This window comes from Streptomyces sp. NPDC044061 (assembly GCF_056434305.1).
Window position 1 is genome coordinate 209,957 of sequence record NZ_JBWKFL010000017.1, and the last position, 12,009, is coordinate 221,965.

Below are 12,009 nucleotides of genomic sequence, written 5' to 3' on the forward strand. Positions count from 1 at the left end.
CCGGAGGGAGGGGTGGGGGGGGGGGGGGGGAGGGGGAGGGGGGGCGCGCCGCCTCCCCCCCCCCCCCCCCCCCCCCCCCCCCCCCCCCCCGCCCGGTGTTCCTCAGCAGATGCGGGGCAGCTGCTCGCCCAGCGGGAGGTCCACCACCCGGGTGCCGCCGAGTCCGGTGGCGACGACGACCATGCCCGGATGCTCCTCGACGCACTCGCCGATGAGGGTCGCGCCGGCGCCCTGCGGGTGCGCCCTCATCGCCGCGAGCACCGCGTCGGCCTCCTCCGGGGGTACGAACGCGACGAGCCGGCCCTCGTTGGCGACGTACAGCGGGTCAAGGCCGAGGAAGCCGCACGCGTTCACGACCTCGTCCGGGACCGGGACGGCCCGCTCCCGCAGCCGTACGCCCGTGCCGGAGGCGCGGGCGATCTCGTTCAGGGACGCGCCGATGCCGCCCCGGGTGGGGTCGCGCAGGACGTGGACGTCCTTGGTGACCGCCAGCATGGCCGCCACCAGGCCCGCCAGCGGCGCTGTGTCGGAGGCGATCTCGACGCCGAACTCCAGGCCCTCCCGCACGCTCATGATCGCCACGCCGTGCAGGCCGATCGGGCCGCTGACGATGATCGCGTCACCGGGGCGGGCGCGCTGCGGGCGGATGTCGACGCCGTCGGGGACGAGGCCGACGCCGGCGGTGGTGACGTAGACGCCGTCGCCGTGACCGGACTCGACCACCTTGGTGTCGCCCGTGGCGATGGTGACACCGGCCGCCTCGGCCGCCGCCCCTACGGCACGGGCGATCCGCCCGACGACGGCCAGTTCCACGCCCTCCTCCAGCACGAAGGCGGTGGAGAGGTGAGTAGGCCGGGCGCCGCTCATCGCCAGGTCGTTGACGGTGCCGTTGACCGCGAGGTCGCCCAGGCTGCCGCCGGGGAAGAACAGCGGCCGTACGACGTAGGAGTCGGTGGAGAAGGCCAGCCGGGCGCCGCCCAGGTCGAGGACGGCCGAGTCGGTGAGGGCGGCCAGGGTGGGGTTGCCGTACGCGGGCGCGAAGACCTGCTCCATCAGTTCGGCGGACAGGGCGCCGCCTCCGCCGTGGCCCATGACCACGACCGGCTGGTCGCGCAGGGGTGCGGGGCAGGTCCAGTTCGCGGGGTCGACGGCCGCTTCGGTCACTTCGGTCACTTCGGTCGCTTCGGTCGCTTCGGTGGCGAGGTCAGCCAACGGGGTTCATCTCCTCCTGCGGGACGCGGGATCCCCGCGGTGCCGGGCCGTCGGTCATCCGGCGGTACAGGTAGTAGGCCGCGCAGGCGCCCTCGCTGGAGACCATCGTGGCGCCCAGCGGGGTGCGCGGGGTGCAGGCCGTGCCGAACGCCTCGCACTCGGTCGGTTTGATCAGGCCCTGCAGGACCTCGCCGGCGCGGCACACGGCGGGTTCCTCGGTGCGGATGCCGGTGACGTCGAAGCGGTGCTCGGCGTCGTAGGCGCGGAAGGCGTCGGACAGGCGCCAGCCGCTGGCCGGGATGCGGCCGATGCCTCGCCAGTTGCGGTCGGCGACCTCGAACACCTCCTCGAGCATGCCCAGGGCCGCCGGGTTGCCCTGCTCGCGCACGGCCCGGGGGTAGGCGTTCTCCACCCGGTGCTCCCCGCGCTCCAGCTGGTGCACGGCGCGGCGGATGCCCTCGAGGATGTCCAGCGGCTCGAAGCCGGTCACCACGATCGGCACCCGGTGCCGCTCGGCCAGGTCCGGGTACTCGGCGGTGCCCATGACGCTGCACACGTGCCCGGCGGCGAGGAAGCCCTGCACCCGGCAGGCGGGGGCGGTCATGATGGCCTCGATCGCCGGGGGGACGCGGACGTGGGAGACGAGCAGGCTGAAGTTCTCCAGGCCGAGGCGGCGGGCCTGGTGGACGGCCATGGCGTTGGCGGGTGCGGTCGTCTCGAAGCCGATCGCGAAGAAGACGACCTGGCGGTCCGGGTTCCTGCGGGCGAGGTCGAGGGCGTCGAGCGGTGAGTACACCACCCGTACGTCACCGCCCTCGCCCTTGACCCGGAACAGGTCCCGGTCGGTGCCGGGCACCCGCAGCATGTCGCCGAAGGAGCAGAAGATGACGTCGGGCCGGGCGGCGATGTCCAGCGCCTTGTCGATGACATCGAGGGGCGTGACACACACCGGACAGCCCGGGCCGTGGATCAACTCCACTTCTTCAGGGAGCAGTTGGTCGATGCCGTGCCGGATGATGGAGTGGGTCTGGCCGCCGCACACCTCCATCAGGGCCCAGGGCCGGGTGACCGTCGAGCGGATCTCGTCCAGCAACCGGCGCGCCAGATCCGGGTCGTTGAACTCGTCGATGTACTTCACTGGACCTCACTTCCGCTCTCCTGTCGCGCCGCCTGCTCCCAGGCGTCGCCGAACTCCTCCTCCAGCAGTCCGAGTTGCTCGAACAGCTCCAGGGACGCCCGGGCCGACTCCTCGTCCAGGCGCTGCAGGGCGAAGCCGACGTGGACGATGACGTACTCCCCGACCCGCACATCGGGCAGGTACTCGAGGCACGCCTGTTTGCGCACTCCGCCGAAGTCGATCAGCCCGGTGAGCGGGTCGGCGCCGTCGTCGATGGCCACGACCTTGCCGGGCACTGCCAGACACATGGGTCACTCCGTCTCGTGGTTGGTTGCTGTTCCCGCGACCATGAGCTGGCCGAGCGCCAACCCGCCGTCGTTCGGGGGTACTTCGCGGTGCCGCAGGACCGTGAAGCCGTCCGTGGCCAGCAGCGCGGCGCACTCCTCCTCCAGCAGGCCGTTGGCGAAGACACCTCCGGTGAGGGCCACGGTGGTCAGGCCGGTGGCGGTGCGGGCACGTCGGCACAGTTCGGCGACGGCCCGCGCGACGCTCCGGTGGAACCGGGCCGCGAGCACGGGTGCCGGGGTGCCGTGCCGCCGGTCGCGCAGGAGGGCTTCCAGCACGGGTGCGGGATCGATCTCGTGGCCGGTGGGGAAGCCGAAGGGATACGCCACCTCGTCCGCGTCCCGTGCCCGCGTCGCCGCGGCCTCCAGCTCCATAGCGGCCTGCGCCTCGTAGCCGGCGCGGTGACACACACCCACGAGGGAGGAGACCGCGTCGAAGAGACGCCCCATGCTGGACGTCGGCACGCAGGCCACCTGCCGGTCCAGCTGCCGTCGCAGAACCGTGAGTTCGGTGCCGGTGCACGCGGCGACGCTCGGCAGCTCCCGTTCCCACGGCAGTCCGGCGGCCCACAGCCGGGCGAGTGCCAGCCGGCAGGGGTTGGCCACGCCCGCGTCGCCGCCGGGCAGCGGAGCGGGGGTCAGGTGGGCGAAGCGCCGGTAGCCGGTGTAGTCGGCGAGCAGGACCTCGCCGCCCCACACGGTGCCGTCGTCGCCGTATCCGGTGCCGTCGAAGGCGACGCCGATCACGGGCGTGGTGCCGTCGAGGCCGTGTTCGGCCATCGCGGAGGCGATGTGTGCGTGGTGGTGCTGGACCAACGTCGGTGCGGGCGAGATCAGTTGGGCTGCACGTCGGCGCGCCCGGCCCGTCGAGTGGTAGCGGGGGTGCCGGTCGGCGGCCACCAGGCGGGGGGCGACTCCGGTGAGGCCGGCGAGGTGCCGCTCGGCGCGCTCGGCGGCCTCGAGCGTGGCCAGGTCGCCCATGTCCCCGATGTGCGGGCCGAACCAGGCCTGGTCGCCCTCCCCCAGGCACAGGGCGTTCTTCAGGTCGCCGCCGACCGCGAGCACGGGACGGACCGGGAGCGGCAGCCGCAGCGCGCGGGGGACGTACCCGCGGGAACGCCGGAGCACCTGCTCGGTGCCGTCGGGGCGCACCCGCAGCAAGGAGTCGTCGCAGGGGGAGGCGATCGGCCGGTCGTGGGCGAGCCAGGCGTCGGCGAGCCCGGCCAGCCGGGTCAGGGCCTCGCCGTCGTCGGTGACGATGGGCTCTCCGGAGCGGTTGCCGCTGGTCATGACCAGCACCCGGGGACCCGGGGGATCGCCGGGCAGTCCGAACAGGAGGCTGTGCACGGGGGTGTACGGCAGCATCACGCCGACGTGCGGGCTGCCCGGACACACCTCGTCGGCGAGGCGGATTCCGTCCGGGGGCGTGTGCCGGCGCAGCAGGACGATGGGGCGGCGGGCGCCGGTGAGCGCCGTCCGTTCGGCGCCGGACAGGACCGCGATGCGCTCCGCGGTGCCGGGGTCCGCGCACATCACGGCGAAGGCCTTGCCGCCCCGCTCCTTGCGGCCGCGCAGGGTGGCGACGGCCCGTGCGTCGGTGGCGTCGCAGGCCAGGTGGTAGCCGCCGACGCCCTTCACGGCGACGATACGGCCCGCGGCCAGCAGTGCCCGTGCCGTCGCCAGGGCGTCCGCGTCCCGGGCCGGGCGGACGCCGGTGCCCTCGGCCGGGACCAGGCTCAGCCTCGGGCCGCAGTCGGGGCAGGCGACGGGCTGGGCGTGGAAGCGCCGGTCGGCCGGATCACCGTACTCGCCGGCGCAGGAGGGGCACATCGGGAAGGCGGCCATGGTGGTGGCCGCGCGGTCGTACGGCATCGCGGTGGCGATGGTGAAGCGGGGGCCGCAGTGGGTGCAGGTGATGAAGGGGTGGCGGTGGCGGTGGTCGGCCGGATCGGCCAGCTCGCGCAGGCAGTCCGGGCAGGTCGCGGTGTCGGGCGGGAGCTGGGTCCGCCCCGCGGACTGCTCGGTGCGGCGGATGGTGAAGGGGCCGGTGGCGCCGGTGACGGGCAGGTCCTCGTGACCCACGCCGGTCACGATCGCCAGTGGGGGCGGCTGCTGGGCCAGCCGTTCGCAGAACCGGCCCACTTCGCCCGCCGGGCCCTCGACCTCGATGAGGACGCCGTTCGCCGTGTTGCTCACGAAGCCGGACAGCGCGTGGTCGGCGGCCAGGCGGTGCACGTACGGCCGGAACCCGACCCCCTGCACCGTGCCGCGCACGGTGATCCGGCGGCGGACCGGGCCGGTGACGGGCGCGGTCACGAGACGCCGGCGGACGCGCTGTGGTGGTGTCCGTGGGGATGCGGGGCGAGCGGAGGCCGGTGCGGCGGGGCACCGTGCCGGGCGGCGAGCGCGTGCGCGAGGAGAGTGTCGACGCCGTCGCCGGTGCGGGCGCACGACCGGACGGTCTCCACTCCCGGGTTGACCCGCTGGACGTTCGCCAGGAAGGCGGCCTCGTCGAAGCCGGCCGCCTCCGCCAGGTCGGTCTTGGTGATGACGACCAGATGGGCGGAGCCGAACGCGGTGGGGTACTTCAGCGGCTTGTCCTCGCCCTCGGTCACCGCCATCAGCACGACCCGCAGGGTCTCGCCGAGGTCGTAGGACGCCGGGCAGACGAGGTTGCCGACGTTCTCCACGAAGAGCACGGCGGTGTCCGCCGGCAGCCAGCCCTCCAGGCGCCCGCGTACCTGCCGGGCCTCCAGGTGACAGAGTCCGTCGGTGAGCACCTGCTGCACCGGCGCTCCGGATCGGGCCAGCCGGACGGCGTCGTTCTCGGTCGCCAGGTCGGCGGTGAGCGCGGCGACCGGAACGTTCCGCTCCACGGCTCGGGCCAGGACCCGGCCGAGCAGCTCGGTCTTGCCGCTGCCGGGACTGGAGAGCAGGTTGACCACGGTGACGCCCTGCCGCGTCAGATCGTCGCGCAGGCTCGCGGCCAGGTCGTCGTTCTTCGCCAGGACGGCCTGCTTGACGTCGGACCGGCACATGGGCGCAGCTCCTCGGAGTCGTACGGCGGAGCCCCGGCCGCGTCCTGTGCGGCCCGGGGTCCCACCGATCTTCGACTCAGTCGGCCACGAGGCCGGGCAGCGCAGCCGCGTGCGGGGTCCCGGATTCCATCGAGCGGCCCAACGCCGCTGCGGGCGCGGCGGGATCGGCCAGCAGGACGGGGATCAGCGCGTGCAGCGCGTCCACGGCCCGGTCGACGGCCTCCCGCACCGGTGCGCTGAGCCCCGGCAGGATGTCCTCGTCGCCGCGCGGCACCGCACCGGGCTCGCAAGCGAGCACCAGGACCCGGGGCAGCGGCTCGTCGCCCAGGTGCGCGGCCAGGGCCAGCACCTTTTCGGGGTCCATGCCGTGGGCCTCGGGCACGACCGTGGCGTCGGGCGGTTCCGCCTCGACGAGGGTGAGGGTGCCGGGGCGGTGTCCGCGCGGGGCGGCGTCGACCAGGACGGCGGTGCGGTGGCCGTCCAGCAGCGCGTAGGCGAGGTCCATGCCGCGGATGCCGTAGTCCCGTACCGACACCTCGGGCGGCAGCGGGCGCGGGTCGAGGGCGCGGATCACCTCGGGGCCGAACGCGTCGTCCCCGAGGAAGATGTTGCCGACGCCCGCCACGAGCAGCCGGCCGGCCGCGGGGCTCACCGGGCGTCGCCGGCCGGTGCGAGGGGGCGGGTGGAGGCGGCGGGCTTCTTCCGGACGAAGGCCGACCGCAGGGCGTGGTAGGGGGCTTCGGGGTCGAAGAAGATGTCGTGCATGCGGGCGAGTTCGTCGCGCCGGTAGTGCGCGAGCGGGCGTGCCTCCTCGTCCGCGCGGCGCGCCGCGGCCTTGGCGGCGATGCGCTGTGCGAGGTCCGGGGCGGCGGCCAGGTCGGCGGCCAGCCGGTCGACCTCGGCGGCGAACTCGCCCGGGCAGGTGGGCACGATCCGGTCGACGAGCCCGATCCGTGCGGCCGACGCGGCGCTCAGGGGCAGCGCCTCGGTGGTCAGCCGGCGGGCGGTGTCGGCTCCGACGCGGCGCGGCAGCGTGTACGTCCAGAACTCGGAGCCGTAGAGGCCCATCCGCCGGTAGTGCGGGTTGAGGACGGCGCCGCCGCGGCACCACACCTGGTCGGCGGCTAGGGCGAGCATGGCGCCGCCCGCGGCCGCGTTGCCGGGGAGCGCGGCGACCACCAGCCGGTCGGTGGTGCGCAGGACTGCTTCGACCAGGTCGTCCATGGCGTTGAGGTTGGTCCAGGACTCCTCGGCGGGGTCGGCGGCGGCCTCGATGACGTTCAGGTGGATGCCGTTGGAGAAGAAGTCGCGCTCCGAGCCGAGCACCAGCACCCAGGTGGGGTCGGCGAGCGCGTACTCGTAGGCGGCGAGCAGTCTGCGGCACTGGTCGGTGCTCATGGCTCCGCCCGGGAACGAGAAGGTCAGGAAGCCGACGTCGCCGCGGCGGCGGTAGCGGATGTCGGTCCAGGTGCGCCGGTCCGCGGACGGTTCGACGGGGACGGGGTCCTCGGGCAGGTGGGCGGAGAAGGAGGCGAGCACGGAAGCGGCCGGGCGCCGGAAGGGCGCCGGGTCGCCGGAGTTCTTGCGCGGGCGCAGCTCCGGGATCCACACGGCGCCGTCGCGGGTGGCGCGGCAGACCGCGCCCGCCCGGGTCGCGAGGAGTTCGCCGGGGCGTCCGCGCAGCCGGTCCTCCGGGTGCCCGCCGTGCAGGAACACCTCGTGGCCGAGGAGTTCGTCCAGGACGCCCGGCTGCGAGTCGGCGCCGCGGAGCTTGCGCAGCACGGTCTCGGTGCTGTCGTTCTCCCAGTCGACGCGGCGCCGTTCCTGCCGGAAGAAGTCGCGCCACACGACGGTCAGCGGTGCCTCCGGGTCGCTGGTCTGCGGGCAGGGTTTGTAGGTGGCGTCGGCGTACCGGCGCACGGCCAGCAGGACGGCGGCCACGGCGGCGTCGGAGGCCTCGTTGCGGTACAGCTCGCTCTTGCCGACGGGCGGCACGGGGAACGGCTCCGCCGCCCAGATGTCGCCCGCGTCCATGGCCGCCTCGGCCTGCAGCACCGTCACGCCCCAGTACGGCGAGTCCTCGGCGATCGCCCAGTCCAGCGACGACGGACCGCGGTCGCCGGGCGGCCCCGGATGCACGATGAGGCAGGTGTGCTCCTGCCAGACGTCCTCCGGCAGGGCCGTCTTCAGCATCGGCGCGACGACGAGGTCCGGGCGCAGTTCGCGTACGGCGTCACGGACCGGGTCGGGGCCGTGCGTGGCGAGCACGACGTCCACCCGGTGTCCCTGGTCGGAGAGTTCGGCGTACACCCGTTGGGAGAGGCTGTTGAACGCGCTGGCGACGAGCAAAATGTCCATGACACGGCATGTTGGCCCCTTCGCGGCATACCGGGAAGAACCCGTGCGGCGTTTCGTCCGTCTCGCTCAGGTCTCTTCCTCCATCCGGATCGCGTTCCGCAGGTCCTCGAAGGCCTGGCTCCGCTCGTCCTTGTGCGCTTCGAGCAGGGCACCGGCGATCGCGTCGAGCTTGCGCTGGATGGCGTGTTCGGCGCGCACCTCGGCGTTCTTCAGCAGCGCGAGCAGCAGCAGGGTCACCGCAGTCATGGACTCGCCCGCCAGCAGCAGCAGTTCCGGGTCCAGGTGCGCCGCGTGGGCGGCGACGAAGAAGCCGACGAGGAGCAGGCAGAACAGGAAGAAGGCCGGGGAGCTGGTGAAGTTGGAGGCGTACTCGGCGAACTGGTCGAACCGGCCGCGGCGCGGGCCGCCGCGGTGGACGGGCTTCTTGAAGGTCATGGGGCGAGGCCTACCCCGCGGCCGGGCACGGACGGCCGGTGTGCGGCTGCCCGGGGGGCTCGGTGCGGAGCGGGGGGTCCGGTCCCCGGCGGGTGCGGCATCGGCCCGGGTCACCTCGACCGCCGGCACCCGGCCCGAAGCCGCGGGGGCGCCGGATGCGGGTGCCGGGGGCGCGGCGGGACGATGGAGGGGCGGGCCGGTGCCGGCAGGCAGCACGCGGCCACGGCGGGGCCGATCGGGGCGGCCGGCCCCGACCGGTGCGCCCGTTCCCGTCCCGGGAGGCACGATGACCGCTTCCGCCGTACGACCCTTCCACCCCTCGCGTGTCGCCCACCTGTCGGGCCGCTTCGCCCCCGTCGCCGAGGAGGTCGACGAGACCGGCCTGGTGGTCGAGGGCGAGCTGCCCGGCGATCTGGACGGCGTCTATCTGCGCAACGGCCCGAATCCGCGCTTCACACCGATCGGCTCCTACCTCTATCCGATCGACGGCGACGGCATGCTCCACGGCGTCCGCTTCGAGGGGGGCCGGGCCGGCTACCGCAACCGCTTCGTGCGCACCCCGGCCCTGCTCGCCGAGGAGCGGGCGGGCCGCGCCCTGTGGGGTGGCGTCGAGTCGCTGGTCATGCCGGGCCCGGACGAGGTGGGACCCGAACTCGCCCATACCTTCAAGGACCTTCCGGACATCAACGTGGTCCGCCACGCCGGCCGGCTGCTGGCGCTCGCCGAGTCGGCGTGTCCGTTCCGGATGACGCCCGAACTGGAGACGGTCGGCAAGGAGACCTTCGACGGAGCCCTGCCGGCCGGAGTCACCGCACACCCGAAGATCGATCCGGTCTCCGGCGAGATGGCGGTGTTCTGCTATGCGCTGGAGCCGCCGTACCTGACCTGGTCGCTGATCGCGCCGAGCGGTGCGGTCACCCGGGGGCCCACGCCCGTGGAGGGGCTCGACGAGCCGATGATGATCCACGACATGGCGCTGACCGCCCGCTACCTGGTGCTGGTCCTCGCCCCGGTGTTCTTCGACCTCTCCGCGGCGCTGAGCGGGGGCTCGCTGATCGACTGGCGCCCCGAGGCGGGCACCCGGGTGGCGCTGATCCCGCGGGACGGCTCACAGGTGCGCTGGGCAGACGACGAGGCCTTCTGGCTCTGGCACACCGTGAACGCCTACGACGTGGCGGACGACGGCACGGTGGTGCTGCAGTACGTGCAGTGGTCGCGGCTGTCCCTGGGCGACGACGCGGAGGGCGAGGCCAACCGCAGTCGGCTGGTGAGCGCCGTGATCGACCCCGCCGCCGGCCGGATGCGCCGTACCCCCCTGGACGACGCGGCCATCGAGTTCCCGCGCATCGACGACCGCCGGATCGGCCGCCGGCACCGCCAGGTCGCCGTCGCCGCGAAGAGCGGACGGACGCCGGATCTGCTGGAGGGCGAGTTCGACGCGCTGCGCTGGTACGACACCCGGGAGACGGCCGTGCCGTCCCGGACCTGGCACGGCGGCGACCTGTCGGTGGGCGAACCGGCCTTCGCGCCCTGTCCCGGCCAGGCCGACGACCGGCGGGGCTACTGGATGACCTTCGCCACGGACCGTACGGACGCCAGCAGTTGGCTGCTCGTCCTCCCGGCGGAGGATCCCGCCGCCGGACCGCTGGCACGCGTGCGGATACCGGTGCGGGTGCCTCTCGGCCTGCACGGGACGTGGCTGCCCACACAGGAGTAGGCAGGGGTGGACGTCGGACGTGGCGGGCCGTCAGGCGGCGAGCGCCGGCCCCAGACGGTCCAGGAGCTGGTCGCGGTGCAGCTCGGCCACGGGTGCGAGGAGGTCGGGGTGCCTGAGCAGAGCGGCGGCGCGCCGGTCGCCGTCGTCGGGGGCGAGGAGACGGCGGAACTCGACGGGCGGGCCCGAGGTGTGCTCGCCCCCGGCGAGCGCGCCGACGGCCCGGCCGGCCAGAGCCGGATCGATCAGCAGGTCGGCGGCCCAGCTGGCCACCACCTCGTCGACCCAGGTGCGCCACGCCCACTCCTGCGACGTGTCGCCGTCGGCCGAGTCCGCACCGGTGATCCAGTCCAGGCGGGCGGTGCCGCCGGGTCCGGCCATGGTGACGAGGGCGGCGTCGATGTCGGTCGGGTAGCGCAGCCACGCCGCGACCGTCACGGCCTGCCGGGCCTGCGCCTCGCACAGGGCGCCGGCCAGCGCGCCGCCGCAGGGCGGGTAGGCGCCCGTCAGCCAGCGGGCCGTCGCGGCGATCAGGGGGGACAGATCTGTGAGCACTGCCGGGCCGTCCGAATTGCGTGGGAAACAGGGGCTCGTCGCCACGGTAGCCCGGGGTCCGGCGCGCCGGGGGACCGCTGCGAACTTCGTCATATGTGGCTTCGGCCACGTCACGGCGCCGGCCGTGTGTGGCCCACGGGCCCCGGGGAACTCGGTGCGGACCCGCCGCAGGGCAGGGCGCGCACCGGGAGGGCCCATGACGACGGACGCCGGACACCACGCCGACCAGGACGAGGTCCCTCTGGGCGGCTACGCGGCGCCGGCCTCCGTGTTCGCGACGGGCGTCGGCACGTACGCCGTGGTGTCCCGGTGCGGGGGCGTCCGGCTGCCGCACGAGGTGCCGCCGTGGGACGTCGCCCTGCTGGGGGTCGCGACGTACAAGACGTCCAGGCTGCCGGCGAAGGACACCGGATCACGAGCTGCGGGCGGGCGCCGTTCACGCGCCGCGCCGGCGAGGGCGAGGCGAACGAGGTCGTCGACGAGCCACGCGGCACCGGGCTCCGGCGGGCGGTGGGCGACCTGCTGTCCTGCCCGTTCCGCGTCTCTGCCCGGGTCGCGACGGCACTGGTGTGCTCGTTCACCGCTTCGCCCCGCCTGAACCGCCTGGTCTGCGGGGACCTCGGCGCGCTGACGGTGGCGGACCGGCTCCGGTACGCGTGGACCTGGACCCAGCAGACGGACGAGGAGTGAGGGTCCCGCACGCCGGCCTCCCGGGCGGGTTGGTGCGCCGCGGGTACTCGCCCGTTGCCGGACCGTCGGTCGCGGGGGCGTACGGCATCGTGAGGAAGGAACCGGCCTCATGCATCACGACGAGATGATCGGAAAGGTTCAGGCGCTCGCCCAGCTGCCCGACCGCGGGTCGGCCGAGCGGGCGGCGCGTGCCGTGGTGAGCACGCTGTCGGAGCGGCTGCCGTCGGGGCTCGCCCGCCATGTGGCCGCTCAGCTGCCGCCGGACCTGGCGGCCTCCATGCGCGAGGCGGCGGACGCGTCGGCCGGCCCCGACTCGGGCACCGCGGGTGAGCGGTTCGGGCTGACCGTGTTCGCGGGACGGATCGCCGACCGGGCCGGCACGGACGAGGACACCGCCCTGCGCGATGCCGCCGCCGTGCTGGAGGTGATGGACGCCGCTCTCGCTCCGGAGCTGACCGAGAGGATGGCCGGGGCGCTGCCCGCCGACATCCGGGATCTGCTGCCCGTGGGGCGCGCCACCGAGAGCGGCGGGGACACGGGCTGAGC

General features: G+C 74.4%; 12 protein-coding genes. 3 read left to right on the forward strand and 9 right to left on the reverse strand.

Annotated elements, in window-relative coordinates; translation table 11 throughout:
• Positions 1-102 precede the first annotated feature (102 nt).
• From hypE to AC07CM_RS27790, 8 genes are all read right to left on the reverse strand, one after another.
• Positions 103-1,212, reverse strand: a complete 1,110-nt coding sequence (gene hypE, locus AC07CM_RS27755; RefSeq protein ID WP_478879158.1) for a hydrogenase expression/formation protein HypE — start codon at positions 1,210-1,212, stop codon at positions 103-105.
• On the reverse strand, positions 1,205-2,350 hold the full coding sequence (gene hypD, locus AC07CM_RS27760) for a hydrogenase formation protein HypD (protein ID WP_478879159.1): 1,146 nt from the start codon (positions 2,348-2,350) through the stop codon (positions 1,205-1,207). The genes hypE and hypD overlap by 8 nt, the downstream gene beginning before the upstream one ends.
• Positions 2,347-2,637: a HypC/HybG/HupF family hydrogenase formation chaperone gene (locus AC07CM_RS27765; protein WP_391329820.1), complete on the reverse strand. Its 291-nt coding sequence runs from the start codon at positions 2,635-2,637 to the stop codon at positions 2,347-2,349. The genes hypD and AC07CM_RS27765 overlap by 4 nt, the downstream gene beginning before the upstream one ends.
• 3 nt (positions 2,638-2,640) lie before the next feature.
• The gene (gene hypF / locus AC07CM_RS27770; protein ID WP_478879160.1) at positions 2,641-4,989 is read right to left on the reverse strand and encodes a carbamoyltransferase HypF; all 2,349 of its coding nucleotides are present in this window, start codon (positions 4,987-4,989) and stop codon (positions 2,641-2,643) included.
• Entirely contained in the window at positions 4,986-5,711 is a 726-nt protein-coding gene (gene hypB, locus AC07CM_RS27775) for a hydrogenase nickel incorporation protein HypB (RefSeq protein WP_478879161.1), read from the reverse strand. The genes hypF and hypB overlap by 4 nt, the downstream gene beginning before the upstream one ends.
• Positions 5,712-5,787: 76 nt before the next feature.
• On the reverse strand, positions 5,788-6,363 hold the full coding sequence (locus tag AC07CM_RS27780) for a hydrogenase maturation protease (RefSeq protein ID WP_478879162.1): 576 nt from the start codon (positions 6,361-6,363) through the stop codon (positions 5,788-5,790).
• The gene (locus tag AC07CM_RS27785; RefSeq protein WP_478879163.1) at positions 6,360-8,069 is read right to left on the reverse strand and encodes a hydrogenase maturation protein; all 1,710 of its coding nucleotides are present in this window, start codon (positions 8,067-8,069) and stop codon (positions 6,360-6,362) included. Before AC07CM_RS27785 ends, AC07CM_RS27780 begins: the two co-directional genes overlap by 4 nt.
• Before the next feature lie 66 nt (positions 8,070-8,135).
• Positions 8,136-8,504, reverse strand: coding sequence for a hypothetical protein (locus tag AC07CM_RS27790; RefSeq protein WP_478879164.1), 369 nt, complete (start codon positions 8,502-8,504; stop codon positions 8,136-8,138).
• Positions 8,505-8,790: 286 nt separating this feature from the next.
• On the opposite strand from AC07CM_RS27790, the gene AC07CM_RS27795 reads away from it, so the two are divergent.
• Positions 8,791-10,221 carry a carotenoid oxygenase family protein gene (locus tag AC07CM_RS27795; protein WP_478879165.1) on the forward strand — a complete coding sequence of 477 codons (1,431 nt, stop codon included), beginning with the start codon at positions 8,791-8,793 and terminating at the stop codon, positions 10,219-10,221.
• A gap of 30 nt (positions 10,222-10,251) precedes the next feature.
• Here AC07CM_RS27795 and AC07CM_RS27800 read toward each other — a convergent pair whose 3' ends face one another.
• On the reverse strand, positions 10,252-10,773 hold the full coding sequence (locus AC07CM_RS27800; protein ID WP_478879166.1) for a hypothetical protein: 522 nt from the start codon (positions 10,771-10,773) through the stop codon (positions 10,252-10,254).
• 345 nt (positions 10,774-11,118) lie between these two features.
• On the opposite strand from AC07CM_RS27800, the gene AC07CM_RS27805 reads away from it, so the two are divergent.
• Both AC07CM_RS27805 and AC07CM_RS27810 read left to right on the forward strand, forming a co-directional pair.
• A complete protein-coding gene (locus tag AC07CM_RS27805) occupies positions 11,119-11,463 on the forward strand; it encodes a DUF1360 domain-containing protein (protein ID WP_478879167.1) in 345 nt (114 codons plus the stop codon).
• Positions 11,464-11,572: 109 nt separating this feature from the next.
• Positions 11,573-12,007, forward strand: coding sequence for a DUF2267 domain-containing protein (locus AC07CM_RS27810; protein WP_478879168.1), 435 nt, complete (start codon positions 11,573-11,575; stop codon positions 12,005-12,007).
• The last annotated feature ends 2 nt before the right edge of the window (positions 12,008-12,009 follow it).